25 protein-coding genes are annotated in these 26017 nt (G+C 69.2%); 9 read left to right on the top strand and 16 right to left on the bottom strand.

Translation table 11 applies throughout. The annotated features are described in order from the left end of the window. Positions 1-19: 19 nt before the first annotated feature. A complete protein-coding gene (pth, locus tag FB390_RS10685; RefSeq protein ID WP_141808814.1) occupies positions 20-601 on the bottom strand; it encodes an aminoacyl-tRNA hydrolase in 582 nt (193 codons plus the stop codon). A 23-nt stretch (positions 602-624) separates the two neighbouring features. Further along, on the bottom strand, positions 625-1221 hold the full coding sequence (locus tag FB390_RS10680; protein WP_141808813.1) for a 50S ribosomal protein L25/general stress protein Ctc: 597 nt from the start codon (positions 1219-1221) through the stop codon (positions 625-627). A gap of 310 nt (positions 1222-1531) precedes the next feature. On the opposite strand from FB390_RS10680, the gene FB390_RS10675 reads away from it, so the two are divergent. Continuing rightward, a complete protein-coding gene (locus FB390_RS10675) occupies positions 1532-3175 on the top strand; it encodes a peptide chain release factor 3 (protein ID WP_141808812.1) in 1644 nt (547 codons plus the stop codon). Between the two features lie 24 nt (positions 3176-3199). On the opposite strand, the gene FB390_RS10670 is transcribed toward FB390_RS10675, so the two are convergent. From FB390_RS10670 to FB390_RS34190, 4 genes are all read right to left on the bottom strand, one after another. Beyond that, positions 3200-3637 carry a YybH family protein gene (locus tag FB390_RS10670; protein ID WP_141808811.1) on the bottom strand — a complete coding sequence of 146 codons (438 nt, stop codon included), beginning with the start codon at positions 3635-3637 and terminating at the stop codon, positions 3200-3202. Between the two features lie 107 nt (positions 3638-3744). After that, on the bottom strand, positions 3745-4707 hold the full coding sequence (locus FB390_RS10665) for a sigma-70 family RNA polymerase sigma factor (RefSeq protein ID WP_141808810.1): 963 nt from the start codon (positions 4705-4707) through the stop codon (positions 3745-3747). Continuing rightward, the gene (locus FB390_RS10660) at positions 4704-5228 is read right to left on the bottom strand and encodes a nuclear transport factor 2 family protein (RefSeq protein WP_067784824.1); all 525 of its coding nucleotides are present in this window, start codon (positions 5226-5228) and stop codon (positions 4704-4706) included. Before FB390_RS10660 ends, FB390_RS10665 begins: the two co-directional genes overlap by 4 nt. A 273-nt stretch (positions 5229-5501) precedes the next feature. Continuing rightward, positions 5502-6377, bottom strand: a complete 876-nt coding sequence (locus tag FB390_RS34190) for an Abi-alpha family protein (RefSeq protein ID WP_141808809.1) — start codon at positions 6375-6377, stop codon at positions 5502-5504. 405 nt (positions 6378-6782) lie between these two features. Here FB390_RS34190 and FB390_RS10650 point away from each other — a divergent pair, with 405 nt between their 5' ends. Continuing rightward, on the top strand, positions 6783-8057 hold the full coding sequence (locus FB390_RS10650; RefSeq protein WP_246123954.1) for a DUF445 domain-containing protein: 1275 nt from the start codon (positions 6783-6785) through the stop codon (positions 8055-8057). Then, entirely contained in the window at positions 8048-8956 is a 909-nt protein-coding gene (locus FB390_RS10645) for an Abi-alpha family protein (protein WP_141808807.1), read from the top strand. Before FB390_RS10650 ends, FB390_RS10645 begins: the two co-directional genes overlap by 10 nt. A 15-nt stretch (positions 8957-8971) precedes the next feature. Here FB390_RS10645 and FB390_RS10640 read toward each other — a convergent pair whose 3' ends face one another. Both FB390_RS10640 and FB390_RS10635 read right to left on the bottom strand, forming a co-directional pair. Next, positions 8972-10762, bottom strand: coding sequence for an ABC-F family ATP-binding cassette domain-containing protein (locus FB390_RS10640; RefSeq protein ID WP_141808806.1), 1791 nt, complete (start codon positions 10760-10762; stop codon positions 8972-8974). Positions 10763-10857: 95 nt separating this feature from the next. Then, positions 10858-11793, bottom strand: coding sequence for a 4-(cytidine 5'-diphospho)-2-C-methyl-D-erythritol kinase (locus FB390_RS10635; protein ID WP_141808805.1), 936 nt, complete (start codon positions 11791-11793; stop codon positions 10858-10860). A gap of 182 nt (positions 11794-11975) precedes the next feature. Here FB390_RS10635 and FB390_RS10630 point away from each other — a divergent pair, with 182 nt between their 5' ends. Continuing rightward, complete coding sequence (locus FB390_RS10630; RefSeq protein ID WP_067784434.1) at positions 11976-12182, top strand: heavy-metal-associated domain-containing protein; 207 nt, start codon at positions 11976-11978, stop codon at positions 12180-12182. A 65-nt stretch (positions 12183-12247) separates the two neighbouring features. On the opposite strand, the gene rsmA is transcribed toward FB390_RS10630, so the two are convergent. From rsmA to FB390_RS10615, 3 genes are all read right to left on the bottom strand, one after another. Then, entirely contained in the window at positions 12248-13129 is an 882-nt protein-coding gene (gene rsmA / locus FB390_RS10625) for a 16S rRNA (adenine(1518)-N(6)/adenine(1519)-N(6))-dimethyltransferase RsmA (protein ID WP_141808804.1), read from the bottom strand. 62 nt (positions 13130-13191) lie between these two features. Continuing rightward, positions 13192-14319: a resuscitation-promoting factor gene (locus tag FB390_RS10620; protein WP_141808803.1), complete on the bottom strand. Its 1128-nt coding sequence runs from the start codon at positions 14317-14319 to the stop codon at positions 13192-13194. A gap of 176 nt (positions 14320-14495) precedes the next feature. Then, positions 14496-15323: a TatD family hydrolase gene (locus tag FB390_RS10615; RefSeq protein ID WP_141808802.1), complete on the bottom strand. Its 828-nt coding sequence runs from the start codon at positions 15321-15323 to the stop codon at positions 14496-14498. 62 nt (positions 15324-15385) lie between these two features. Here FB390_RS10615 and metG point away from each other — a divergent pair, with 62 nt between their 5' ends. Continuing rightward, positions 15386-16984: a methionine--tRNA ligase gene (metG, locus tag FB390_RS10610; protein WP_281292304.1), complete on the top strand. Its 1599-nt coding sequence runs from the start codon at positions 15386-15388 to the stop codon at positions 16982-16984. Positions 16985-17045: 61 nt separating this feature from the next. Here the strand turns inward: metG and FB390_RS10605 are convergent, their stop codons facing one another. After that, on the bottom strand, positions 17046-17798 hold the full coding sequence (locus tag FB390_RS10605) for an isocitrate lyase/PEP mutase family protein (protein ID WP_141808800.1): 753 nt from the start codon (positions 17796-17798) through the stop codon (positions 17046-17048). A gap of 124 nt (positions 17799-17922) precedes the next feature. Between FB390_RS10605 and FB390_RS10600 the strand changes: the two genes are divergently transcribed. Beyond that, on the top strand, positions 17923-18807 hold the full coding sequence (locus tag FB390_RS10600) for an SDR family oxidoreductase (protein ID WP_141808799.1): 885 nt from the start codon (positions 17923-17925) through the stop codon (positions 18805-18807). Here FB390_RS10600 and soxR read toward each other — a convergent pair. Next, positions 18776-19261 (bottom strand): redox-sensitive transcriptional activator SoxR, encoded by a 486-nt coding sequence (gene soxR, locus FB390_RS10595; protein WP_141808798.1) that lies wholly within the window; start codon positions 19259-19261, stop codon positions 18776-18778. The two genes, FB390_RS10600 and soxR, sit on opposite strands and share 32 nt — an antisense overlap. A 125-nt stretch (positions 19262-19386) precedes the next feature. On the opposite strand from soxR, the gene arcA reads away from it, so the two are divergent. Together arcA and FB390_RS10585 are read left to right on the top strand one after the other, a co-directional pair. Further along, the gene (arcA, locus tag FB390_RS10590) at positions 19387-20682 is read left to right on the top strand and encodes an arginine deiminase (protein ID WP_246123953.1); all 1296 of its coding nucleotides are present in this window, start codon (positions 19387-19389) and stop codon (positions 20680-20682) included. A gap of 7 nt (positions 20683-20689) precedes the next feature. After that, on the top strand, positions 20690-21049 hold the full coding sequence (locus FB390_RS10585) for a GntR family transcriptional regulator (RefSeq protein ID WP_141808797.1): 360 nt from the start codon (positions 20690-20692) through the stop codon (positions 21047-21049). Positions 21050-21239: 190 nt separating this feature from the next. Here the strand turns inward: FB390_RS10585 and FB390_RS10580 are convergent, their stop codons facing one another. The 3 genes from FB390_RS10580 to FB390_RS10570 form a co-directional block, all read right to left on the bottom strand. Continuing rightward, positions 21240-22838 (bottom strand): dolichyl-phosphate-mannose--protein mannosyltransferase, encoded by a 1599-nt coding sequence (locus FB390_RS10580; RefSeq protein ID WP_141808796.1) that lies wholly within the window; start codon positions 22836-22838, stop codon positions 21240-21242. A 115-nt stretch (positions 22839-22953) separates the two neighbouring features. Then, a complete protein-coding gene (locus FB390_RS10575; protein ID WP_141808795.1) occupies positions 22954-23571 on the bottom strand; it encodes a LuxR C-terminal-related transcriptional regulator in 618 nt (205 codons plus the stop codon). Between the two features lie 15 nt (positions 23572-23586). Further along, complete coding sequence (locus tag FB390_RS10570; RefSeq protein ID WP_141808794.1) at positions 23587-24819, bottom strand: sensor histidine kinase; 1233 nt, start codon at positions 24817-24819, stop codon at positions 23587-23589. Positions 24820-24950: 131 nt separating this feature from the next. On the opposite strand from FB390_RS10570, the gene FB390_RS10565 reads away from it, so the two are divergent. Continuing rightward, positions 24951-26006 carry an ABC transporter permease gene (locus FB390_RS10565; protein ID WP_141808793.1) on the top strand — a complete coding sequence of 352 codons (1056 nt, stop codon included), beginning with the start codon at positions 24951-24953 and terminating at the stop codon, positions 26004-26006. The last annotated feature ends 11 nt before the right edge of the window (positions 26007-26017 follow it).

Here is a 26017-nt window from a genome sequence, read left to right as displayed (position 1 = left end):
CACCGGAAACCGCTGCGCCTCAGTGCAATTGGTTCTGCGCCGTTTCCAGCCCGACGCGCAGCAACAGCTCCACCGCGTCGGCGGCCTGCTCGACGATCACCGGCACTTCCTTGCGCTCGGGCGTCGAGAACGGCTTGAGCACGAAATCGGCCGGATCCTGCCTGCCTGGCGGACGCCCGATGCCGATCCGGGTTCGCACGTAATCCTTGGTGGTCAGCGCGCTGGAGATGGACCGGAGGCCGTTGTGGCCGCCCTCCCCGCCGCCGCGCTTGAGCTTGACCGCGCCGAACGGCAGATCCAGTTCGTCGTGCACGACGATCACCTCGGTGGGCGGCACCGAGAAGAACCTGGCGAGCGCGGCCACCGGCCTGCCGGAGAGATTCATGTAGGACCGCGGCTTGGCGATCAGGACCTGGCGCCCGTCGAGGCGGGCCTGCAGCAGGTCGGCTCCGGACTTCTTGTGCACGGCGAAACGGCCGCCGACGCGCTCGGCGAGCACGTCGGCGACCAGGAAACCGACATTGTGCCGGGTGCGCTCGTACTCCGGACCTGGGTTGCCAAGTCCGACGACGAGCGCGGCCCCGGTCGTGGATTCGGTCATCGACGAACCGGTTCCGGGCGTCCTTACTCGGCGCTCTCGGCCTCGGCTTCGGCCTCGCCGGCCTCCGGCTCGGCGGCCGGCGCGGCGATCACGTTGACGACCAGGGTCTCGGCGTCGGCGGCAAGGGTGACACCGGAGGGCAGCTGGAGCTCGCCCGCGGTGATCTGGGTGCCCGGCTCGGCGCCCTCGACGGAGACCTCGATGGCCTCGGGCAGGTTCAGCGCCTCGGCCTCGATGGAGATGGTGGTGGCTTCCTGGGTGACCAGGGTGCCCGCGGCGGCGTCACCGGTGATGGTCACGGGGACGTCGGCGGTGACCTTCTCGCCACGCTTGACGATGAGCAGGTCGGCGTGCTCGATGTAGCGGCGAATCGGGTGGACCACAACGGATTTGGTGAGCGCCAGCTGCTGCTTGCCGTCGATGACGAGGTTCAGCACCGCGTTGGTGCCGTGCTCGCGCAGGATGGCGGCGAAGGCCTGGGCGTTGAGGGCGAGGTGCTGCGGGTCGGCCTGGTGGCCGTACAGCACGGCGGGGACGTTGCCCGCACGACGGGTGCGACGCGCGGCTCCCTTGCCGAACTCGGTGCGTACGGCGGCTTCGAGAAGGTTGACGTCGGACATGACTGGATCTACTCCTACGGCTCTTCCGGGCTGTCAAAGGTGCCCGCCAGGGAGGGTGGCGCCCTGGGCTGGGGTTCTGGTCTACTCGTCGGGGCGAAGACCGAACGAGGACGGCCGGAAGCCGCGCCGCGTCGATCACGGTGTCGCAAAAACGTCTGCGGACACCCTCGCCGAGACAACCCGAACACCATACCCCAGCTCACGCGCGGCAGATGAATCGGGTGGTCAGACGTGGTTCGGCGGGTCGCAACCCCGGTCGCGTAATCTGGACCGGTTGTCTATTCGCCGAACCTGCGAAAGGTTGCTCACGTTGACCGCCCCTGAGGACGTCGTCGCGCCCACCCCGCGCGGACTGCCCGCCGAGGTCGCCCGGCGCCGCACTTTCGCAGTGATCTCCCACCCGGACGCCGGCAAGTCGACGCTCACCGAGGCACTGGCGCTGCACGCCAGGATGATTTCCGAGGCGGGCGCGATCCACGGCAAGGCGGGCCGCAAGTCGACGGTCTCCGACTGGATGGAGATGGAGAAGGCGCGCGGCATCTCGGTCAGCTCGACCGCGTTGCAGTTCAACTACCGCGCCGCGGGCTCCGAGGTCGACAGCGTCATCAACCTGGTCGACACCCCCGGCCACTCCGACTTCTCCGAGGACACCTACCGGGTGCTCACGGCGGTGGACGCGGCCGTGATGCTCATCGACGCCGCCAAGGGCCTCGAGCCGCAGACACTGAAGCTGTTTCAGGTCTGCCGCCACCGCGGCATCCCGGTGATCACCGTCATCAACAAGTGGGACCGGCCCGGCCGCGCGCCGCTCGAGCTGCTCGACGAGATCGAGGAGCGCATCGGCCTCACCCCGACGCCGCTGTTCCTTCCGGTCGGCATCGCCGGAGATTTCCGCGGTCTGCTGCGCCGCGGCACCGACGGCGAGGCGCTCGAATACATCCACTTCACCCGCACCGCGGGCGGCGCGACGATCGCGCCGGAGGAGTCGATCACCCCGGAGTCGGCCGAGGTCCGCGAGGGCGAGGCGTGGACGACGGCGGTCGAGGAGAGCGAACTGCTCTCGGCGACCGGGCAGGACCACGACCAGGAGTTGTTCCTCGCCGGGCAGACCTCGCCGGTCATCTACGCCTCCGCGATGCTGAACTTCGGCGTGCGCCAGCTGCTGGAGACGCTGGTGGCGCTGGCCCCCGCGCCCGGCGCGCGCAAGGCCGTCGACGGCACGCCGCGCGCCACCACCGATCCGTTCAGCGCCGTGGTGTTCAAGGTGCAGGCGGGCATGGACACCGCGCACCGGGACCGGCTCGCGTTCATGCGGATCGTGTCGGGCGAGTTCGAGCGCGGCATGGTCGTGACGCACGCACAGACCGGACGACCGTTCGCCACCAAATACGCGCTCACCGTGTTCGGCCGTGAGCGCGCCACCGTCGACACCGCCTACCCCGGCGACGTGGTCGGCCTGGTGAACGCGACCGCGCTGGCGCCCGGCCACACGCTGTACGTGGACAAGAAGGTGGAGTTCCCGCCGATCCCGTCCTTCGCGCCGGAGCACTTCGCGGTGCTGCGCGCGCGGACCGCGGGCAAGTACAAGCAGTTCCGCAAGGCCATCGACCAGCTCGATTCCGAGGGCGTGGTGCAGGTGCTGCGCAACGACATCCGCGGTGACGCCGCCCCCGTGCTCGCGGCCGTCGGCCCGATGCAGTTCGAGGTGGTCACCGCGCGCATGCTCGCGGAGTTCAACGTCGAGACGAACATGGAGCACCTCGGCTACTCGCTGGCCAGGCGCACCGACGCCGCCTCGGCGGAGGAACTCGGCCGCCAGCGCGGCGTCGAGGTGTTCACCCGCAGCGACGGCGCGCTGCTCGCCCTGTTCAGCGACAAGTGGCGGTTGCAGTACATCGAGAAGGAACACCCGAAGCTGACGCTGGAACCGCTGGTCGCCGCCGCCGACAACTGACGGCGGCGCGGCTCCGGCTCGATATCAGTCCCGTTGCAGCGCAGGGGTTTCCGATTCGGCCGGCGCGGAGATCGGCAGCGGGAACGAATGGTGTTCGTGGGTGACCTGCCAGCGGCCGCCCGACTTGCGCAGTCCGATGGTCAGCCGTAACCGGTTGGCCGGGTCGACGCGGAACTCCTCGGGCTTACCGCAGCGCAACAGCGCGTACGCGAACGCCACGTCGCTGCCCGCGGTGACGTCCAGCGACACGATCTCGAACACCGCGCCCTCGGCGAGCCACCGGAAGAACGGCGGCCAGGTCTCCCGGTAAGCGTCGATGCCGCGCACCCCCTCGTTCGGCGGCGGCACGTCGTACATGACGATGTCGTCGGCGTGGCCGGCGAGCACTCCGGCGAGGTCGCCCGCGCGCACGGCGTCTGCCCATCGTTCGATCAGCTCGCGGATCAGCGCTTCGTCGTTCATGGTCGGCATTCCCTTCGGTACGGCCGCCGGGCGCGGCGGCGTGCGGGTCGATCCCGTCGTCGGTACAACCCGGGCCGTGCGCCGAACTCATCGGAGCGCGGGAAAATTCAGGCGGACAGGTCGAGGGGCAGGCCGAAAGACGGAAAGAGCGCGGGTTCGAGAAACGAGACCACCTCGGAAATCCGGCCCTCGCGCACCGCGACCACGTCCAGCGCCATGGCAGCGAACACCGCGCGCTCTTCCTCCCAGAGATAGGTACCGAACGCCAGCTGGCCGTTGGCCGAGGTGAGCAGAAAACGCCAGCGGTACCGCAGCGGACCGCCGAGCAGGAACTCGCGAATGGCGGCCTGCCCTTCGTACCACTCGGGCAGCGGCGGCATCGAGTACTTCGCGTCCGCGCTGAGCAACGCGACGATCGCCGTCACGTCGCCCGACTCCCATGCCGCGGCGTACTGCCCCGCCAACTCGCGGATCTCGTGGTCGGCCATCGTGTGCAGCGCGCGCTGCTGAGATTGCGCGGGCAACCGCGCCTCGACCCCGGCCCGCGCGCGCTGCAACGCGCTGTTGGCCGAGGCCACGCTGATCTCCAGCAGTTCGGCGGTTTCGCGGGCCGAGAAACCGAGCACGTCGCGCAGCACCAGCGCGGCGCGCTGGAGTCCGGGCAGATATTGCAGCGCGGCGACGAACGCCAGCTCCACCGCCTCGCGCGCCGCGTACCGTGCCTCGGGCGCCCTGCCTCGCACATCGGCGTCGGGATAGGGCTCCAGCCAGGCGATATCGGTCAGCGGCGCGCCGGGGCTCAGGTCCACCGGCAGCTCGCGGCGGCGGCGAGTCTCGAGCAGGGTCAGGCAGCGGTTGGTCGCGATCCGGTAGAGCCAGGGCCGCAGTCCGGCGGGGTCGGTCAGCTTGTCGAGGTTGCGCCAGGCCCGCACCAGCGACTCCTGCACCGCGTCGTCGGCGTCGTGCGTCGAACCGAGCATGCGGTAGCAGTGCACGTGCAGTTCCGCGCGCAGCGGAGCGACCATGCGTTCGAACTCGGCTTCGGCCGTCCGCACGGATCCCGCCGTCATTCGGCTTCGGGCTCCCGCGGCGGCGCGCTGCCCGGGTCGCGCTCCACCGGCGCTATGCCGTCCTCCCTGGCGATCAGACCCCAGCGACTGGAGGTCAGGCGCAGGCTCGGCAGGTCGCTCAGCGACACAACCACCTCGTAGGTGCGCTCGTAACCCGTGTGCGCGATCCGCCAGTGGCCGTCGTCGCAGCGCACGTAGCGGTCGGTGTAGAAGGCCGCGCCGCGCAGCAGCATGTTGTGCGCGGGGATCAGCACCGTATCGGCGAGATACCAAGTGCCCGTTGCCGTGTCGCCGTCCACGTCGACCTCGGGATGGTCGCAGCGGTGCTCGGTGATGACGTGCGGGCCGAGCGTGTTGCGCATGAAGGCGAGGAAGGCGTCGCGCGATTCGAACTGGAGATACTCGCTGTAGGTCGCGGTGGCCTCGGGAATCATGGTGTCGGCGAATTCTTCCCAGGACTTCGTGTCCAGCGCGCGCAGGTAGCGGAACTTCAGACGGCTGATAGCCGCGACGTCGTCCATGCCCGGCCGATCGGCGGGCGGCCGGATGACGCGCCGCGGATCCAGGAGGTCACCCTCCTCCGTCTGGGCGCCGTTGCGCGGCTCGGCGCGCTCGGCGGTGTCCTCCGTGCGCTCCGCGGTCTCCTCGGCCGCGTCGACGGTCGAGTCGCCGCGCCCCTGCTCGCCGCTTCCCTGATCCATACCTCAACAATCCCATCCGAAGCCGCCGAGCTTCACGGTTTGGGAGATCTGTATCAGATTGCTATCAACGGACGGGCTCGCCGCCCGAGAAGATCAACTACCGATGGTAAAGCAGGTACGGCAGAAATCCTCGCCGAATTCGGTCAGCCGCAAACTCTTGCGCACGATTTTCGGCGCGCGACCGGCCTTCTTCAGCGCGGCCTCGACCACCGGCTGCACCTCGAGCACCATGTAGCGGCTGAGCACCACCGGATCGTCGGAGGTCAGCGTCAGACCGAGCCGGTTGAGGTTGATCAGATACGACCGCGCCCGGTCCGGATAGCGCACGCCGGCCTGCTCCGGCACCGAGGTCAGGTCGCCCTGGACGAGCTCGGACCCGATGCCGAGCGGACGGTTGGTGCGCACGTCCACCGCGGGCTGCGGCCCGTTGAGCGACATGAAGCGCAGGATGCGCGCCTCGTCGGGAGCCAGTTCGTCGAGAATCCGGTCGTAGGCCGGGTGCACGTCCTCGGTGAAGTAGACGTCGGCCGAACGCGCGAGCAGCGCGTCACCGCGGCGCCGCAATTCCTCGGTGGTCGCCGAACGCAGATACGAACCCACCGCGATGGCCTGCTGCGGGCCGTTCGCGGGAGTTGGTACGTAGCTGACGATTTCGCGCACCGAGCCCTCGGTCACGCCGAGCGCGCTGCGCGCGATCGAACGCAGCGCGTTGCCGGTCCGCTCGGCGATCTCGGCCGAGGACTCGCCGTCCAGCGCGGCCTGGGCGATCTCCTTGGTGACCTCGTACGAGGTGTTCACCGCCCACTGGCCGCCGCGCACCGCGGTGCCCGCCGCCAGCCCGGCGGCTCGGAACACACCGCGGATCAGCCTCGCCTCGTTGCTGATCTGCCGCTGTTCGACATCCGAGCTGCGCTCTACCGCGCGGGAACCGGCCCGGGCCACGTCCTGTCCGGTCCTTTCGTCTGCCACGTCCTACTCCGAAGTGTCGCCAAGTGAACGAATCCGCCCACAGATTATTGCCCGATGGGCTTCCAGGTGTAGCGAACCCCAACCGTTCGCGCGTCCCGGCCGACCAAACCGTCGGACCCGATCGCCAGCACCCCAGCATGTTTCATTCCGCGAAACGGATGTGGCGGACGCCATTCTCTCGCCCCGACCGAGACAATGCCGCATTCGAGGCAGATACTGTGACTGATGTCTCAGACACTACCGCGTCGCCCGGTGGACGCGGCGTCGCGACTCACATTAGGGTCCAGCTGCCGACGGGGTGCTACTTTGAGGTGCCGGTGAGGCGGCGATCACCGGTTTTTCGGCAGGAGGGTGTCGTTGTTAGAGAGTGTTTTCGGAGTTCACCCCACGATCCTCCTCGAGCTTTTGACCATTCCGCTTTTCACAGGAGTGATCGGCTACATCACGAACTGGACCGGCGTGCTCATGCTGTTCCAGCCCATCGCCTTTCACGGCGTCCGAGTACCCGGCCTCCGGGCGCTCTATCCTTTCCTGCCCAAGCGAATCCAGGTCCTCCCGCTGCTGAGTTACGACGGAAGGATGGGCTGGCAGGGCATCGTGCCCTCACGCGCCGACAAAATGGCCAGCATCGCCGTCGACAAAGGGCTCGCCAAGCTCGGTAGCGTCTCCGATTTCTATCGCGAACTCGAACCCGACAAGCTCGCCGAACATTTGGCCAGCATCGCCGACGCGCAGATCACCGATATCGTCGAGGAGATCCTGCGCCGCGAGCACCCGCAGCTCTGGTACAACCTTCCCAGTCAGGTGCGCGACATGGTGCACGCGCGGGTGCGCCAGCAGCTGCCCGAGATCCTGCGCGAGCTGACCGAGGAACTCGGCGCGAACATCGATCAGCTGATCGATGTCAAACAGATGGTGATCCGTTACTTCCAGGCCCGGCCGCATCTGCTCAACACGCTGTTCCAGGTGCTCGGCGCCAAAGAGCTTCGGTTCATGCAGAACTTCGGTTTCTACTTCGGCGCGCCGATGGGTGCGCTGCTCGTGCTCGTCCTGCACGTCACCGGGTGGTCGACCTGGGTGGTGCTGCCGCTCGGCGGTGTGATCATCGGGTGGGTGGTCAACTGGATCGGCATCAACATGATCTTCGCCCCGGCCTACCCGAAGTGGTGGTGCCCGTGGCGGCAGGGCCTGTTGATCAAGCGCCAGTCCGAGATCACCGACGGCTACGCCGAACTCGTGTCGAGCCAGGTGATGACGGTGGCCAACATCGGCGACGAACTGCTCAACGGTCCGCGCTCGGATCGCACCATGCAGATGCTGGAGGACACCCTGCGGCCCGCCGCCGACCGGGCGCTCGGCCCGGCGCGGCCCGCGGTGAAATTCATGCTCGGCAGCCGCGAGTACGACTCGTTGCAGGCGACGCTGACCACCGAGGCGATGTCCATCGCGCCGATCGCGTTCGCCGATCCGGACTTCAACCTCCAGCAGGGCAAGCAGATCAACGATTACATCGCCAAACAGATGTCCGCCCTGAAGCCTCCGGACTTCGTGGAAATGCTGCGCTCGGCCATCAAACAGGATGAATGGTTGCTTTTCGTCCATGGCGGCGCGCTGGGCCTCTTGGCCGGATACGCTCACATTCTGATCTTCGGAACGGGAGTGGCGACGACATGGGTATGACGGGCTCGGGCGAGAACAACGCGGGATCGGACGCCGACGATATCCAGGCCACCGAGCATTCCGAGTCCGTCGCGCCGTCGACGGAACTCGCCCGGTGGCCGCTATCGGAGATCGAACCCGCGACCGACAAGCCCGCCCGGCGGCGCGTGCCGACGCCGCGCCAGACCGTGCGCGCGGCGGGCGGAGTCGCCAAGGTCGCGTTCACGGCCGCGTCCGAGGTCACCGCGTGGACCGTGGACACCGCGCTCGGCGTCACCGGAACCGTGGTCAAGGGCAGCATCGCCGGTGTACCGCCGCGCGAGGTGCTCGCCGAGGCGGAAGCCGAGGTCCGCGACGCGGTCCGCCGCGCGCTCGGCTTGCCTCCCGCCACACCCGAACGCACCGACCCGGCCGTGCCCACGCTGCGCGAACAGGGCGCCGCGCTGCTGCGCCTCTCGGCGAGTACCCACGCCGAGGCGTCCGAGATCCACCCGGCCTTCGCCGGAATGCTCGCCGAACTGACGCCCGACGAGGCGCGAATCCTGCGCTTCCTGCACGTAGACGGACCGCAGCCCTCGATCGACATTCGCGTCGGACGACCGAGGGCGCTCGGCGCCGAGCGCTACCTGTCCGGGCTCACGCTGATCGGCGACCATGCGGGGCTGCGTTTCCCGAACCGGGTGCCGCAGTACCTGACCAATCTGCGCAGGCTCGGGCTGATCGAGTTCGCCAAGGAACCGGTCGACAACCCGAACCGCTACCAGTTGCTCGAAGCGCAGTCGCCGGTGCGAGAGTTGTTGAAGCGCTCCGGGTTCGGCACCAAGGTGCACTACCGCAGCATCGTGCTCACCACCTTCGGCGCGGACTTCGTGCAGACCTGCCTTCCGGTGGTGACCGAGGGCCGGGCCGAGTCGAGCTGAGCCGAACCCGCTCGGTCAGACGCCTTCGGCGAGTTCGAGCCAGCGCTCCTCGGCGGTTTCCTTCTCGGCGAGGACCTGCTTGAGCTCGGCGCCGAGGGTGACGAGCTTGTCGGGTTCGGTGGCGGCGTCGGCGAGGGCGGCGTGCAGGCGCTCCTCGCGTTCGGTGAGCTTGTCGATGGCGCGCTCGAGCTTGGTGAGTTCCTTGCGCGCCGCCCGGTAGGCCGCGGAATCGGTGGCCGCGGCGGCGGGCTTGTCGGCGGAGGCGCGGGCGGGCGCGGGTGCGCTCAGCGCGGCTCGCTTCTTCAGATACTCCTCGATGCCGCCCGGCAGGTTGGTGAGTTTTCCGTCGCCGAACAGCGCCCAGGTGGAGTCGCAGATGCGCTCGATCAGGTAGCGGTCGTGGCTGATGACCACCAGGGTGCCCGCCCAATTGTCGAGCAGGTCCTCGAGCTGTTGCAGGGTGTCGATGTCCAGGTCGTTGGTCGGCTCGTCGAGCAGCAGGACGTTGGGCTCGGACATCAGGATGCGGGTGAGTTGCAGCCTGCGCCGCTCGCCACCGGAGAGATCGCCGACCGGGGTGCGCTGGCGGGCCGGGGTGAAGCCGAGCCGCTCGGCCAGCTGTCCGGCGGAGATCTCCTTGTCGCCCAGCATGATTCGCTGCGCGACCTGCTGCACCGCTTCGAGCACCCGCAGATCGGTCGGCAGGTCGTCGAGTTCCTGACGCAGCCAGCCGATCTGCACCGTCTGGCCCTGGACGCGCTTGCCCGCGGCGGGCTCGACGTCACCGGCCAGCGCGCGCAGCAGGGTGGTCTTGCCCGACCCGTTGACGCCGACCAAGCCGACCCGCTCCCCCGGCGCGAGGCGCCAGGTCAGATCGCGCACGAGTTCGCGGCCGTCCGGCGTGGTGAGGGTGGTGTCCTCCAACTCGATGACGACCCGTCCCAGCCGCTTCCTGGCGAACGCGGCCAGCGACACGCTGTCGCGCGGCGGCGGCACGTCGGCGATCAGCGCCTCGGCGGCCTCCACGCGGTAGCGCGGCTTGGAGGTGCGCGCTTGCGGGCCGCGCCGCAGCCAGGCCAGTTCCTTGCGGGCCAGATTGCGCCGCCGCGCCTCGGTGGCGTCGGCCTGCCGCGCCCGTTCCGCGCGCGCGAAGATCCAGTCGCCGTAACCGCCCTCGTAGCTCTCGACCTTGCCGCCGACGACCTCCCAGGTGTTGGTGGCGACGGTGTCGAGGAACCAGCGGTCGTGGGTGACGACGACCAGGGCGGAGCGGCGGCTCAGCAGGTGCTCGGCCAGCCACTGCACGCCCTCCACGTCGAGGTGGTTGGTCGGCTCGTCGAGCACGAGCAGGTCGAGCTCGCGCACCAGCGCCGCGGCCAGCGCGACGCGGCGGCGCTCACCGCCGGACAGGTTCGTCACCGGGGTGTCCATGCCGAGGCCCTGGATGCCGATGCCGTCCAGGACGGAGCGGATCCGCGGGTTCGCGGCCCATTCGTGTTCGGCGACGCCGTCGGTCATCTGGTCGTCGGCCAGACCGGCGAGCACCACTTCCCCGATGGTCGCGCCCTCGGGCAGCGTGCCGCGCTGGGTCACCACGGCGAGACGCAAGCCGCCGAGCCTGCTGACCCGGCCGCTGTCGGGCTCCTCGATGCCGGTGAGCACCTCGAGCAACGTCGTCTTGCCGCCGCCGTTCAGGCCGACGACACCGATGCGTTCACCCGCGTGCACGCCGAGCGAGACGTTGTCCAGGAGGGGCTTGATCCCGAAGCTCTTGGAGACCTGCTCGAGGTTGATCAGGTTGGACATGGACGCTGCTAGCCCGCCTCTCCGGGTGATTTACCGACCGTACGAGCCTACTCACCCGGCGTCGCAGGCCCGCGCGCGCGTCGGCGGCGACGGGATCAGCGCTTGCCCGAGGTGTCCGCGTCGAGGATGCGCGCGCCGGGCACCGGTCCGCTCGCGGTGCGAACGCTGCGGGCGACGCCCGCCCCCGCCAGCTCCGCGGCCACCGCGACGGCCGCGTCCTCGCTCTCGCACAGGAACGCGCAAGTGGGCCCCGAGCCGGACACCAACCCGGCGAGCGCACCCGCCCCGACTCCCGCGCGCAGGGTTCGCCGCAGCTCCGGTTTCAGCGAGACCGCGGCCGCCTGCAAGTCGTTGCCGAGCAGCGGGGCGAGCTGACGCGGGTCACCGGAGGCCAGTGCCTGCATCAGGTGTTGGGGTTCGCCGAGCCGCGGCGGGTCTCCGTGCTCGCGGAGCCGGTCCAGCTCGGCGAAGACCGAGGGCGTCGAAAGCCCGCCCTTGGCGAGCGCGAGCACCCAGTGGAAAGTATTGCGGGACAGCACGGGAAGCAGCCGTTCGCCGCGGCCGGTGCCGAGCGCGGTGCCGCCGTGCAGCGCGAAAGGGACGTCGCTGCCCAGTTCCGCGGCGACCGCGGCCAATTCGTCGCGCGACAGGCCGATGTCCCAGAGCTCGTTGAGGCCGACCAGCGCGGCGGCCGCGTCCGCGCTGCCGCCCGCCATGCCGCCCGCGACCGGAATGCCTTTGCTGATGGTGATTTCCACCAGCGGCGCTCGGCCCGCGAGATGCGCGAGGCGCACGGCGGCCTTCCACACCAGATTGTTGCGATCGGTGGGCACCTCGGCCGCGCCCTCGCCGGTCACCCGGACGGTCAGCGCGGCCGAGGGCGCGAGCTCGATGTCATCGCTCAGCGAGAGCGCCTGGAACACCGTGGTCAGGTCGTGATACCCGTCCGCGCGCAGGTCGCCGACGCCGAGGTGCAGATTCACCTTCGACGGCGCGCGCACGGTGACGGGGCTTGGCACAACTGACAACACGGTGTTCAAGCCTAGTGGGTGGGTCCGACAACCGCCGGGCTCGATATCGGCCATTCACCCGCCGTGATCCGTTCGGTCACATCGGGGCCGCGCCCTTGCGCCCACATACCCATAGGGGGTATGTTGTGATTCGTCGGAGATACCCCGGCACCGTATGATCGCAGCGAGCGAAGGAGTTGGACATGGCTACCACCACTTACACCGTCAAGGGCATGACCTGCGGGCACTGCGTGAGCTCGGTCAAGACGGAGATCGGCAAGATCGACGGCGTCACCAGCGTCGACGTCGACCTGGCGACCGGTGCGGTTCGAGTGGACAGCGCCGCGCCGCTCGCCGAAGCCGACGTGGTCGCCGCCGTCGACGAGGCGGGGTACGAGGTAGCCGTGTGAGGCGGTCCGGACGGCGCGCCGGTCACCCGGTTCGCCGTCCGCGACTGCTGCCGGGCAGGCGGTCGCTAGCCCTGCGCGGCGAGCCGGACGAAGGCCGCGGTGTCCAGGGTCTCCCCGCGCGCGGTCGGCTCGATCCCCGCCGCGACCAGCCGACGCTCGGCCTCGGCGGGGGATCCCGCCCAGCCGGAGAGCGCGGCGCGCAACGTCTTTCGGCGCTGGGCGAAGGCGGCGTCGACGACCTCGAAGACGCGGCGGCGGTGTTCGTCGTCCATGGGCCACGGGGGCTCGGCGAAGCGCTGCACGCGCACCAGGCCCGATTCCACGCGCGGCACCGGCCAGAACACCTGCGTGCCCACCGCGCCCGCGCGGCTCACCTTGCCGAAGAATCCGGCCTTCACGCTGGGCACGCCGTAGACGCGATTGCCGGGCTCGGCGGCGAGACGGTCGGCGACCTCGGCCTGCACCATCACCAAAGACGTTGTGATGCTGGGCAATTCGGCGAGCAGGTGGAGGAGCACCGGCACCGCGACGTTGTACGGCAGGTTGGCGACCAGCGCGGTCGGGGCGACGGGCAGGTCGGCGGCGGCGACCCGCAGCGCGTCGGCACGCAGCACGCGCAGCCGGTCGGCCAGGTCCGGCGCCCGGTCGGCGACCGTCACCGGAAGGTGCTCGGCGAGCACCGGGTCGATCTCGACCGCGATCACCGAGTCCACCACGTCCAGCAGGGCGAGCGTCAGCGAGCCGAGACCCGGCCCCACCTCGAGCACGGTGTCGGCACGGCCGACCCGCGCCGCCGCGACGATCCGGCGCACGGTGTTGGCGTCGTGTACGAAGTTCTGCCCGAGCTGCTTGGTCGGCCGCACGCCGAACCGCTCGGCGAGGACCCGCACCTCGGCGGGTCCGAGCAGCGCGGCACTCCCCCTGGCGGAAACATCGGCATCGGACACCCGAAGAACCTACCAATCCGCCGCGCCCGCCGGACCCACCCGGCCGCGCGACGATCCGAAAGTCAGCCGAGCCCGAGCCTGCTCGTGCACGCGGGCCAAGCGCCCCAGCCCTGCCGGGCCCTGGTCACCTCGGCGATGGCGATCTGCTCCTCGCGGGTGGCCAGGTCGGCGCGCGGCGCGTAGCGCAGGCCGCCCTGCCGCTCCCAGGTGCTCTGGTCGAACTGGATGCCGCCGTAGTAGCCGTTGCCGGTGTTGATCGCCCAGTTGCCGTTGGATTCGCAGCGCGCGAGCGCGTCCCAGATCTGGCCGTCGCGCACCGGCGGCACCTCGGTGCCCGGCTTGGTCCCCTTGCGCACGGTCTTGGGCTGAGCGGGCACGGAGACCACCGACTCGACCGCCTTGCGCTCGACTTCCTCGCCGTTGACCCTCGTCACCGCGAAAGTCACGTCGTGCACGCCCGGCACGCCGGGGCTCTCCACGACGGTGCGGCTCATGTTCAGTTCCGGGTCTTCGATGACGTTCTCCGGCGGGTCCAGCGGCAGCGTCTCGGTGTGATGCTCGACCCGCTTGCGGGTCACCACGATTCGCAGGCCGTCGGTCAGCGGAGTGCTCGGCGCGGGCTCGACGCTGTCCTGCTCGATCAGCGGAATGCCCGCCACGGCGAGGAATTCGCCGACGGTCGGCGCGGCGAGCCGCACGTCGACCGGATTGCCGATGCCGTCGAGCAGCGACACCGAACGCGGGCTGGAGACCCGCAGCGCAGCGCCGTCCAGCGGCAGCCGCTCGTCGCGCGCGGGCCAGACATAGGTGTCGGTGGGGAGGTTCAGCTGGGCGAGCGCCTCGCCGGCGGTGAGGCCGGTGGTCCACACTGTCTCGGCCTTGCCGTCCACGGTCAGCGCCACCTGGCGCGCCCGGTTCAGCACGATCGTCGCGCCGTCGGTCACGGCCGAGCCGCGGCCGGGGCGGACCAGATCACGATCGGTCAGGTCGAACCCGGCGGCCCGCAGTACGCCGTCGACGTTGCGGGACATGGTGCTCAGAATGGACCGCTCGCCGTCCACTACGACCGTCACCGTCTTGCGGTTCACGATCGCGAGCGAGGCGCCGACGATCAGCGTCAGCAGCAGCGCCGCGACGGCCGCGTACAGCAGCGGCGATCGGGACTGATTGATCCTCGTGATGGGGGACATGGTCACAGTACGATAACGAAGCGACCGAGCCCCGACAACCGCATCTGGGCGAGCTGGGGAACCTCAGATCACGGGACGGTATCGACGCCGCAGGTAGATAACAGCCCTCGAGACCGAAGTGACCTGAGTCACACAACGGGTTTCCAGTCCCCTTACGCGGGTACGCGAATGTGCTTTCAGATTCCGTAGACGCGCCGGGCGTTCGCGGTGGTGATCTCGGCCAGTTCGCGCGGATCCTGCTCGCGCAGTTCGGCGAGCGCGCGCACCGTGTAGGGCAGGCAGTACGACTCGTTCGGCGCGCCACGGAACGGGTGCGGCGTCAGGTACGGCGCGTCGGTCTCCACCAGAATCTGCTCGTCCGGCACCACCTTGGCCGCCTCGCGCAGCTCATGGGCGTTCTTGAAGCTGACCGTTCCGGAGAAACTCAGCACATAGCCCTCGGCGACGCAGGACAGCGCCATGTTGGCGTCCGAGGAGAAGCAGTGGAAGATCACCGTCGGCGGCGCGCCCTCGTCCAGCAGGACGGTCAGCAGGTCGTGATCGGCCTCGCGATTGTGAATCATCAGCGGCTTGCGCACCCGCTTGGCCAGCTCGATGTGCCAGCGGAAACCCTCGACCTGGGTCTCGATGTCGGCGCAGCCGTCGAGCTTGCCCGGCCAGTAGTAGTCCAGACCCGTCTCGCCGACGGCGACGACCCTGGGGTCGACCGCCAGCCGCTCCAACTCGGCCTTGGCGGCGTCGTCCAGCGCGTTGGCCCTGGTGGGGTGCAGCGCGACCGCGGCGTAGACGCGCGGATCCCAGTGCGCGGCCCGCACCGCCCACTGCGCGGCGGCGAGGTCGTCGGCGACCGTGACGACCTTGCCGACGCCGACCGACTCGGCACGATCCACGATGGCGGCGGTGGTCTCGGCGTCGGTGGCGCCGCAGGCGTCCAGATGGGTGTGCGCGTCCACCAACGGCGCGAGCGGTTCGGGCAGATCGGCAGCGGGACGCTTGCCGTTCATCGGCATTCGCTTCCGCCCCGGGTCGCCACCGGGCGAGGGCCGGATCCTGCGGGGATATTCACGTGAGCGACGGAAAGCACGCGCATTACAGTAGACACACCATGAGCGCAGCTGAACGCCCCGCCTTCTACATCACGACGGCCATCGCCTACCCGAACGGTGCGCCGCACATCGGGCATGCCTACGAGTACATCTCGGCGGACGCCATCGCCCGATTCAAGCGACTCGACGGCTACGACGTGTTCTTCATGACCGGCACCGACGAGCACGGCCAGAAGATGCAGCAGGCCGCGGCCGCCGAGGGCATTCCGGTGGAAGAGCTCGCGGCGCGCAACTCCGACGTCTTCGAGCAGCTCGACAAGACGCTCGACGTCTCCTACGACCGGTTCATCCGCACCACCGACGCCGACCACCAGGCCGCGAGCATCGCGATCTGGGAGCGGATGCTCGCCAACGGCGACATCTACCTGGACAACTACTCGGGCTGGTACTCGGTGCGCGACGAAGCGTTCTACACCGAGGAGGAGACGACGCTGCTCGACGACGGCAGCCGCGTCTCCACCGAGACCAAGACGCCGGTGGAGTGGACCGAGGAGTCCAACTACTTCTTCCGGCTGTCGAAGTACCAGGACCGGCTGCTCGCGCTCTACGAGGAGCATCCCGAATTCATCGCGCCCGCAACGCGGCGCAACGAGATCGTGAGCTACGTGAAGGCGGGTCTGAAGGATCTGTCCATCTCGCGCACCACGTTCGACTGGGGCGTGCCGGTGCCCGGCCACCCCGACCACGTGATGTACGTCTGGGTGGACGCGCTCACCAACTACATCACCGGCGTCGGCTTCCCGGACACCGAATCGGCTGCCTTCCAGAAGTTCTGGCCCGCCGACGTGCACATCATCGGCAAGGACATCACCCGCTTCCACACGGTGTACTGGCCGGCGTTCCTGATGTCGGCGGGGGTGGAGCTGCCGAAACGCGTTTTCGTGCACGGCTTCCTGTACAACAAGGGCGAGAAGATGTCGAAGTCGGTCGGCAACGTCGTCGACCCGCTCGAGCTCGTCGACGAATACGGCGTCGACGCGGTGCGCTTCTTCCTGCTGCGCGAGATCTCCTACGGTCAGGACGGCAGCTACAGCCACGACGCCATCGTCGGCCGGATCAACAGCGACCTGGCCAACGAGTTCGGCAACCTCGTGCAGCGCAGCCTGACGATGGTGAACAAGAACTGCGACGCGGCCGTGCCGACGCCGGGCGAGTTCACCGCGGAGGACCGCGAACTGCTCGACCGCGCGAACGGACTGCTGGAACGCTGCCGCGCCGAATTCGACGCCCAGCAAATGCATCTGGCGCTCGAGGCGATCTGGCTCACGCTCGGCGAGACCAACAAGTACTTCTCGGCCCAGGCGCCGTGGGCGCTGCGCAAGTCGGGCACCGAGGAGGACCTCGCCCGCATGGCGACGGTGCTGTACGTGACGCTCGAGGTCGTCCGCATCGTCGCGATCCTGGTGCAGCCGGTGCTGCCCGGTTCGTCGGCCAAGATCCTCGACCTGCTCGCGCAGCAGGGCCGCACCTTCGCCGACATCGCGACCCCGCTCACGCCCGGTGTCGCGCTGCCCGCGCCGGAACCGGTGTACCCGCGCTACCTGGATAAGAAGGACTGACGAAACCGGGGCGGCACGGCGATTCGGGAAGGAATCGCCGTGCCGCTCACTGGTTTCCGGATCACTTCCAGCGCTCGAGCAGCCGGTTGGCCTCGGCCGCCAGCGCGAACTGGAGGTAAGGGCCGAAACTGATCCTGGCCACGCCCTGCGCGGCGAGTTCCGCGCGATCCGACTTGTCCGGCAGGCCGATCGCGTTGACGGGCCGCGGCAGTTCCGAAGTCAGACGGCGCATATCGGCGTCGGAGTGCCGACCGACCGGGTACAGCACGTCGGCGCCCGCGGCGGCGGCCAGCGTCAGCCGGGCGATGGCGCGGTCCAGGCGATCGGACTCGTCGCCGACCTGCTTGATGAACAGGTCGGTGCGGGCGTTGACCACGACGTGCACCCCGGCGGCATCGGCGAATTCGCGCAGCCCGTGCACGAAGTCGGCATGCTCCTGGTCGCCGCGCAGGCGTCCGCCCTCGCTGTGCACGGTGTCCTCGATGTTCAGGCCGACCGCGCCCGCGTCGAGCAGTCCCTCGATCAGCTGGGCGGGCTCGAGGCCGTATCCGGCCTCGATGTCGACGGAGATCGGCACGTCGACCGCGCCGGTGATCTGGCGGACCCTGGTGAGCAGTTCGGTGAAGGTCATGCCCTCGTTGTCGCTGCGCCCGACCGAGTCCGCGACCGGGTGACTGCCCAGCGTGAGAGCCGAAAAGCCCGCGGCGACAGCGAGATTCGCCGACCACGCGTCCCACACGGTGGGCAGGACGACCGGGTCGCCAGGACGGTGCAGCGCGAGCAGTTCTTTGGCCTTGCTTTCCAGAGTGGTCATACTCCGATCATGGACCCCGCCCGAGCCCGCCGCAGTGTGACACACCCCATCCCCGGAATCGGCGAGCCGCCGATGCCGCCGCGGCGGGCGCAGTAGCCTGCATGGGCCGAGTCGGGCTAGCGAGATGGGATCGGAAGTGCGCAGAGTGGGGCGAGGACGCCGCAAGACGGTACGCGGCGCGAAGGTCTTGGTGACGGGCGCGGCGAGCGGTATCGGCAAGGCGACCGCGATCGCGGCCGCCGAGCAGGGCGCCGAGCTGGTACTCACCGACATCAATGCCGAGGGACTGACCGCCACGGTCGAGGAGATCCGGCGGGCGGGCGGGACCGTGCTCGACTCGCGGCCCTTCGACATCACCGACTACGACGCCGTGGCCGCCTTCGCCGCGGACGTGCACGACAACCACGGCAGCATGGACGTGGTGATGAACGTGGCGGGCACCTCGGCGTGGGGCACCGTGGAGAATCTCGAGCATCGGCACTGGCGGCGCATGGTGGACATCAACCTGATGGGGCCGATCCACGTCATCGAGAGCTTCGTGCCCGCCATGGTGCGCGCGGGCCGCGGCGGCGCGCTGGTGAACGTGTCCTCGGCGGCCGGGCTGCTCGCGCTGCCCTGGCACGCCGCCTACAGCGCGGGCAAGTTCGGTATCCGCGGCGTCTCCGAGGTGCTGCGCTTCGACCTCGAACCGCACGGCATCTCGGTGCACCTGGTGGCGCCGGGCGCGGTGAACACTCCGCTCGTGCACACCGTCGAACTGGTCGGGGTGGACAAAGAGGATCCCCGGGTGCGCAGGCTGACCAAGGCGTTCACCAAGCACGCCGTGGCGCCCGAGCGGGTGGCCGCGGCGATCCTGCGCGGTGTCGAACGCGATCGGTTCCTGATCTACAGCTCGTTCGACATCCGCTTCGGCTATTGGTGGGCGCGCAAGTTCGCGTTCCCGTACGAGTTCGTGATCCGCCGGGCCAGCGCTCAGTTCAACAGGCTGCTGGCTTCGTCGGGCAGTTGAGGTGCGTGTCGAGCACCCTGGCGCCGGGACCTTCCTCGCCGAGCCGGTCGCGCTCGTTGACGAGTTTGCAGCTGCCGAGCGAGAGGCAGCCGCAGCCGATGCAGCCGGTGAGGTTGTCGCGCAGCCGGATCAGCTGACTGATGCGGTCGTCGAGATCCTCCCGCCACGCGGTGGACAGGGTCTCCCAGTCGCGCCGGGTCGGGGTGCGGCTCTCGGGCAGTTTGTCCAGCGCCTCACGGATCTCGCTGAGCGGTATGCCGACCCGTTGCGAGATACGGATGAACGCGACCCTGCGCAGCGTCTCGCGGTTGTATCTGCGCTGATTCCCGCTGGTGCGGCGGCTCGAGATGAGCCCTTCGCGTTCGTAGAAATGCAGCGCGGACACGGCCACTCCGCTACGCTCGGACAGCTGCCCGGGGGTCAGTTCCTTTGCTCGCCAATCGGCTGTCGACATCACGCTCCTCCATTCACCTGAACAATACTTCAGGTTAGGATGTGCTGGGGACGAATTCGGACACCCCACGGCATTCGATGGCCGATTTCCGTCCTGTTGTGCCGATCCCGAACTACGGTCGGAGGATGGGAGCAGACGCTGTGCCCGTCGACGATGAAAAGGACCGGCGCGGGGGCAGGCCCGACCGCGCCGACGAACCACGCTACGGAGTTACTTCCGAGGTGGGCGCCCTGCGCACGGTGTTGCTACACCGGCCGGGCGCCGAACTGCGCAGGCTCACCCCGCGCAACAACGATCAGTTGCTCTTCGACGGCATCCCCTGGGTGGAGCGGGCGCAACAGGAACACGACACCTTCGCCGACGTGTTGCGCGACCGCGGCGTCGAGGTGCTGCTGCTGGCGGATCTGCTCGCCGAGACGATCTCGGCCAGCGGCGCGGCGCGAATCCAGGGCATCTCGGCCGCCGTCGACGCGCGCAGGCTCGGCCACGTGCTCGCCGACGAGCTGGCCGCCTACCTGCGCGGTGTGCCCGCCGAGGAGCTGGCCGAGATCCTGATGGCGGGCATGACCTTCGACGAACTGCCGTTCGGGCCCGACGCGGCCTCGCTGGTACGGCGGATGCACCACGGGCACGATTTCGTCATCGACCCGCTGCCCAACCTGTTGTTCACCAGGGACTCCTCGTTCTGGGTCGGTCCGCGCGTGGCGATCACCTCGCTCGCCCTGCCCGCCCGGATCCGCGAGACCTCGCTGACCGATCTCATCTACGCCTTCCACCCGCGCTTCCTCGGGGTGCGGCGGGCCTACGAATCGCACACCGCGCCGATCGAAGGCGGCGACGTGCTGCTGCTCGCTTCCGGCGTGGTCGCCGTCGGCGTCGGCGAACGGACCACGCCCGCCGGGGCGGAAGCGTTGGCGCGCAGCCTGTTCGACGACGGACTCGCGCACACCGTGCTCGTCATCCCGATCGCCCAGACGCGGGCGACCATGCACCTGGACACGGTGTGCACCATGGTCGACACCGATGCCGTGGTGATGTACCCGGCGGTGCGAGACGAGCTGCGCGCGTTCACGATTCACCGCGAGGACGACTACGTGAGCCACGAGGGCGGCGGCGGGGTGACGATGCGCGGCCCCGATCCGTTCCTGCCCGCGGCGGCCGAGGCGATGGGCATCGGCAAGCTGCGGGTGATCGACACCGGACTCGACGGCGTCACCGCCGAGCGCGAACAGTGGGACGACGGCAACAACACCCTCGCCGTAGCCCCCGGCGTCGTGATCGCCTACGAGCGCAACGAGATGACCAACGCGCGGCTGCTGGACGCGGGTATCGAGGTGCTGCCGATTCCCGGCTCGGAGCTCGGTTCCGGGCGCGGCGGCCCACGGTGTCTGTCCTGTCCGCTGGCCAGGGACGACGTGTGAGCCGCCGATGTTGACCGTGACGATCAGCCACGATTCGCCCGTCCCGCCGTACGAGCAGCTGCGGCTGGCGGTCATCGCGCAGGTGCGCTCCGGCGAACTGACCGCAGGCACGAAGATTCCCACCGTGCGGGCGTTGGCCGCCCAGCTGAACCTGGCGCCCAACACCGTCGCGCGCGCCTACCGCGAACTGGAGGCCGACGGCGTGCTGGAGACCAGGGGCAGGCAGGGTTCGTTCATCGCGTCCTCCGGCGACCCGACCCGCGACGCCGCCGGACGCGCCGCGACAGCGTACGTGTCGGCCATCCGACGACTCGGCCTGGACGACGAAACCGCGCTCCGCTACGTCAAATCCGCGCTCGAGTACTGATCGGCACCGCCCGCCGCCAGACCGCGCATGGCCGGAGCGAATGCGGAGGTACGCCGAGAAGGCGCTGCCGGACGCAGTCCGTCGTCAGACCGCGCATGGCCGGAGCGGAGGCGGAGGTACGCCGAGAAGGCGCTGCCGGACGCAGTCCGTCGTCAGACCGCGCATGGCCGGAGCGAATGCGGAGGTACGCCTAACGCCAGCTGGGCAGCCAGAGATGGTCGTGCCAGCTGGCCGGCGTGATCGGCAGCGCGGTCAGGATCGGCCACAGCCAGATGAAGTTCGCGACCACCAAGCCCAGATACAGGCAGACCGCGAGCAGCCCGAGACTGTGCCGCTCGTTGGGCACCTCGGGAAGGAAGGTGCCCAGCGGGCTGCGCGGTAGCGGCGTCGAGCGTGCCGGTCCCATGACGTCGCCGAGCGCGAGCGCGACGCCCATCATCAAGAAGGGCGCGAGCGGCACCGCGTAGAAGTAGTACATCTGCCGGTCCAGGGTCAGGAACCAGGGCAGTAGCGCCGCGCCGTAGCCGGTCAGCACCGCCGCGTAGCGCCAGTCACGCCGGACGACACTGCGCCACAACAGCCAGCCGACCACCGGAAGGGCGATCCACCAGATCGCCGGGGTGCCGATCAGCATCACGGCCTTCACGCACTGCGCCTGTCCGCAGCCGGTGACGTTGGTGTCGGCGTAGTAGTACAGCATCGGCCGCAGACCCATCGGCCACGTCCACGGCTTGGATTCCCACGGGTGGTGGTTGCCCGCGGAGTTCGTCAGTCCTTCGTGGAAGTGCAGCGATTCGCCGCTGTAGAACCACAGCGAGCGCAACGCGTCGGGCAGGAACGACCACGGACCGTCCGACCCCACCTGATTGCCGACCGCGTACCGGTACACGCCGGTCTCGCTCACGAACCAGGCCCAGTAGGTGGCCAGATAGACGCCGAGCGGGATCAGCACCAGCGCGTAGAGCGCGGGACCCACGTCGCGCAGCGCCGTCCCAAGCCAGGGCTTGCGCACCCCGTACGCGCGGCGCGCCGCCACGTCGAAGCAGACGCTCAGGATGCCGAACGCGGCGATGAAATAGATGCCGGACCACTTGGTGCCGCACGCGAGGCCGAGCAGCACGCCCGCGCCGAAACGCCACCAGCGCACCCCTAGTCGCGGACCCCACGGCGTCGCGCCGACGCGTCCTTCGAGGTCGACCCGCGCCATTCTGGCCCGCACGTCGTCCCGGTCCAGCACCAGGCAGCCGAAGGCAGCGGTGATGAACAGCGCCATGAAGATGTCGAGCATGCCGATGCGGGAGGAGACGAAGAGCAGCCCGTCGGCGATCATCAGGATGCCGGCGATCGCGCCGATCAGCGTCGATCGAGCGAGCCTGCGCGTGATTCGAATGACGAGCAAAACCAGCACGGTTCCGGCGAGCGCGGCGGTGAACCGCCAGCCCCAGCCGTTGTAGCCGAACAGGAACTCGCCGATGGCGATCATCTGCTTGCCGACCGGCGGATGCACCACGAGCCCGTAGCCGGGATTGTCCTCCACGCCGCCGCCGGTCAGCATCTGCCAGGCCTGCGGCGCGTAGTGCTTCTCGTCGAAGACGGGGGTGCCCGCGTCGGTCGGATAGTTCAGCATGGTGAACCGAGTCACCGCCGCGATCGCGGTCAGAAAGGCCGTGACCAGCCAGCCGCGCAGGGTGTCGGTGGGCCCGAAATCGGGCGACGGCCGAAGCGGCGCGGGGCTCGACCAGGTGGGCACGGCCCCGGGTACGGTCGCGCGGGAGGTCACCTGGGTCACGCCCCGATCGTATTAGGTGCGGGGCCCGAGGTCCCGCATCGGTGACCCGGACACCGCCCGAATCACACCTCGTCGTCGCCGGAGCAAAGGCCGGACCCACGCCCGGTCCCGCGTACTAGATCGCGCCCTGCTCTCGCGCCCTGGCCACCGCGGACGTGCGGGAGCGCACGCCGAGTTTGCCGTAGACATGGACCAGGTGAGACTTGACTGTGGTTTCGCTCAGAAACAGCTCACGAGCTATGTCGCGATTCGATCGGCCGTCGGCGACCAAGCGCAAGACTTCGATTTCGCGAGGGCTGAGCGTCGTGTCGGGGCGTCGGACGCGGGACATCAGGCGCGAGGCGACGGTCGGTGAGAGCACGCTCTCGCCCGCCGCCGCCGCACGAACGGCGGAGAGCAGCTCGGCAGGCGGGGTGTCTTTGAGGATGTAGCCGCAGGCGCCTGCCTCGATGGCGCCGAGGATGTCGGCGTCGGTTTCGTAATTGGTCACCACGAGGACGTTCGGCGGGTTCGGGAGAGCGCGCAGCTCCGAAGTCGCCTCGGCGCCGGAGCGGCCTTGGCCGAAGCTGAGATCCATCAGGACCACGTCGACGGGTTCGGTGGCGCAAAAGGCGACCGCGGTCTCGGCGGTGGCGACATCGCCGACAACGCGGACATCGCGCGCCGCGTCGAGCAGCGCGCGCAGCCCAGCCCGGACGATGGCGTGATCGTCCGCGAGAAGGAGGCGGATCATCGCGGGCACCTCGATTCAGAACGTGTGGTGTCGCGGCGCGATGGCGTGGCCTGACGCCGGTGATTCCGGCGAGTCGGCCGGCGCATCGCCGCCGGAACGGGCCGGCACCGGAAACGAGACCGTTACCGCGGTATGGCCAGGTTCGGACTCGACAGTCATCGCGCCACCCTGCTGCTCGACACGGCTGCGCATGGCGGCGAGGCCGAAGCTTCCTGGCGGGGGCTGCCGGAGGACGCGCGACGAAATACCGACCCCGTCGTCGACGATATCGAGCAGTACCTCGGCCTCGGCGTAAGTGAGGGTGAGGCGCATCCTGGCGGCCCCCGCGTGCCGGACGACATTGGATACCGCGCTCTGTGCGATACGAACCAGCGCGGCCTCGATCGGCATCGGCAGCCGTTCCGGCCGTCCCTCGATGATCAACTGGGTGGCCAAGCCCGGCGTGGCGGCTCGGCGACAGACTCGGTCCAGCGCTTGCGCCAGCGACTGTCCTTCCAGCGCTACCGGCGCCAATTCCGTAATGAGCCTTCGCGTTTCGGCCAGATCCTCTGCGGCTGTCGCGCGCGCCAATCGAATCTGCGGCAGTGCGGGATGATCGGGCGCCGCCTGTTCGGCGGCGTGCAGCAGCAATTGGATGCTGCTCAGCCCCTGCGCGACGGTGTCGTGGATTTCCTGTGCGAGACGTTCACGTTCGGCCAGTTTGCCCGCGGTGCGTTCCTGTTCGGCGAGTGAGGCCCTCGTTCTGAGCAATTCGGCGATCAGCCGTTCTCGTTCCACGGATTCGCGGAACAGCATCCGGTAGCCGACTGCGATACCCACCGCGACCGACGCACCGAGCACCGGTCCGATCACCCCCGCCACCGACCAACCGCGGTGCATCCCGAAGCCGGCCACGGCGACAGCGGTCGCCGCGGCCACGGCCAGGAAGTTGACCGGCCGGGGCAGCAGATGCAGGTAAAGGAAGAACAAGCCGAAGGCCAGATAGATGGCGTCGGCGGAGAGTGCGACCAGGACGAGCCAAAGCACGGTCAGGGCAGTCGACCACAGCAGCGTCCCGTACCTGCCGCTGTTCGCCGCGCCCGCGAAATAGACGACGACGAAGCCGATACCCACCCCCGCCACCACGGCCGGGTGCGGGGCGCCGGGCAGCAGAGCCCGGACGACGACCACGGCGGCAAGCGCCGTCACCAGGACATGCAGCCCCAGCCGCAAGGCGGTGACGACAGGGGTGAGCGGCGACGAGTGCACGCTGCCAGCGTATGCCCGGCTACCCGGAGCGCATCCATCGAAAGGTGTAAAGCCGGGACCACCCTTCGATCGTGCGAGGTTGGTTCCCGCGTGCGATGAGCGAGCCGAGGTCACGGGGCACAGTGGCCGACATGTTCGTCGCACTTCGTGATCTTCGCGTCGCCCGCGGCCGGTTCGTGCTCATCACGCTGGTCGTCGCTTTGGTCGCGCTGCTGGTGAGTTTTCTCAGCGGCCTCACCGCGGGCCTCGCGCATCAGAACATTTCCGCGGTCCAGCGCATCGACGCCGATGCCTTGGTCTTCGCCGACACCGGCGCGGCCCCGTCCTTCGACGCCTCGGCCCTCACCGACCAACAGATCGACACCTGGCGCTCGGCGGCCGGTTCGGTCGCGCCGATCGGTATCAGCCGGACCCGCGCCGAGTTGGTGTCCGGTGCCGCGGCGCCCACCCAGGTCGCGCTGTTCGGCACCGACGGGAGCGCATTCGGCAACCACACCGGTACCACGCAGGGCGCCGTCGTTCTGAGCTCCGGCGCCGCCGCATCGCTGGGCGCGGCGCCGGACGACGAGATCGCGCTCGGCGGACGCATTTTCACGGTCGCGGCGGTGCATGACGACGACTGGTACAGCCATACACCCGTCGTCTGGATGACCTGGCAGGACTGGCGCTCAGTGAGCCCGCGTTCCGGAGCGGCGACCGTGCTGGCCGTATCCGGCATCCGGGACCAGGACGGGGTGAACGCCGCGGCGCACACGACTACGACCAGCGCGTCAGGCGCCCTGTCGGCGATCGGGTCGTACCAAGCCGAGAACGGTTCGCTGACATTGATGACGCTGCTGCTCTTCGCCATATCCGCCTTGGTCATCGGAGCCTTCTTCACCGTGTGGACGATCCAGCGACTGCCCGATGTCGCCACATTGAAAGCGCTCGGCGCCACCTCGGCATCGCTGGTGCGCGACGCGCTGGGTCAAGCGGCGATCGTGCTGGTCGCCGGCGTGGCCGCGGGCCTCGGGTGCACGGTGGCGGCGGCGAGTCTCATGGGTGCCGCGCTGCCATTCGTCCTCAGCCCGGCGACCACGCTGCTGCCCGCGGGGGCGCTGATTGCGCTCGGTCTGTGCGGCGCCGCGTTCGCCCTGCGCTTCCTGTTCACCACCGACCCGCTCACCGCGCTCGGCGCGGCACGCTGATGCTTGGAGGA

This window comes from Nocardia bhagyanarayanae, from assembly GCF_006716565.1.
GTDB classification, from domain to species: domain Bacteria; phylum Actinomycetota; class Actinomycetes; order Mycobacteriales; family Mycobacteriaceae; genus Nocardia; species Nocardia bhagyanarayanae.
Note: the sequence above shows the minus strand (reverse complement) of the source record. Positions and strands in the feature narration are given on the sequence as shown.

Coding starts and splice junctions, on each gene's coding strand:
- pth (WP_141808814.1), bottom strand. CDS start 601: ATGACCGAATCCACGACCGGGGCCGCGCTCGTCGTCGGACTTGGCAAC.
- FB390_RS10680 (WP_141808813.1), bottom strand. CDS start 1,221: ATGTCCGACGTCAACCTTCTCGAAGCCGCCGTACGCACCGAGTTCGGC.
- FB390_RS10670 (WP_141808811.1), bottom strand. CDS start 3,637: ATGAACGACGAAGCGCTGATCCGCGAGCTGATCGAACGATGGGCAGAC.
- FB390_RS10665 (WP_141808810.1), bottom strand. CDS start 4,707: ATGACGGCGGGATCCGTGCGGACGGCCGAAGCCGAGTTCGAACGCATG.
- FB390_RS10660 (WP_067784824.1), bottom strand. CDS start 5,228: ATGGACGACGTCGCGGCTATCAGCCGTCTGAAGTTCCGCTACCTGCGC.
- FB390_RS10645 (WP_141808807.1), top strand. CDS start 8,048: ATGGGTATGACGGGCTCGGGCGAGAACAACGCGGGATCGGACGCCGAC.
- FB390_RS10640 (WP_141808806.1), bottom strand. CDS start 10,762: ATGTCCAACCTGATCAACCTCGAGCAGGTCTCCAAGAGCTTCGGGATC.
- FB390_RS10630 (WP_067784434.1), top strand. CDS start 11,976: ATGGCTACCACCACTTACACCGTCAAGGGCATGACCTGCGGGCACTGC.
- FB390_RS10620 (WP_141808803.1), bottom strand. CDS start 14,319: ATGTCCCCCATCACGAGGATCAATCAGTCCCGATCGCCGCTGCTGTAC.
- FB390_RS10615 (WP_141808802.1), bottom strand. CDS start 15,323: ATGAACGGCAAGCGTCCCGCTGCCGATCTGCCCGAACCGCTCGCGCCG.
- FB390_RS10605 (WP_141808800.1), bottom strand. CDS start 17,798: ATGACCACTCTGGAAAGCAAGGCCAAAGAACTGCTCGCGCTGCACCGT.
- FB390_RS10600 (WP_141808799.1), top strand. CDS start 17,923: ATGGGATCGGAAGTGCGCAGAGTGGGGCGAGGACGCCGCAAGACGGTA.
- soxR (WP_141808798.1), bottom strand. CDS start 19,261: ATGTCGACAGCCGATTGGCGAGCAAAGGAACTGACCCCCGGGCAGCTG.
- arcA (WP_246123953.1), top strand. CDS start 19,387: ATGGGAGCAGACGCTGTGCCCGTCGACGATGAAAAGGACCGGCGCGGG.
- FB390_RS10585 (WP_141808797.1), top strand. CDS start 20,690: ATGTTGACCGTGACGATCAGCCACGATTCGCCCGTCCCGCCGTACGAG.
- FB390_RS10575 (WP_141808795.1), bottom strand. CDS start 23,571: ATGATCCGCCTCCTTCTCGCGGACGATCACGCCATCGTCCGGGCTGGG.
- FB390_RS10565 (WP_141808793.1), top strand. CDS start 24,951: ATGTTCGTCGCACTTCGTGATCTTCGCGTCGCCCGCGGCCGGTTCGTG.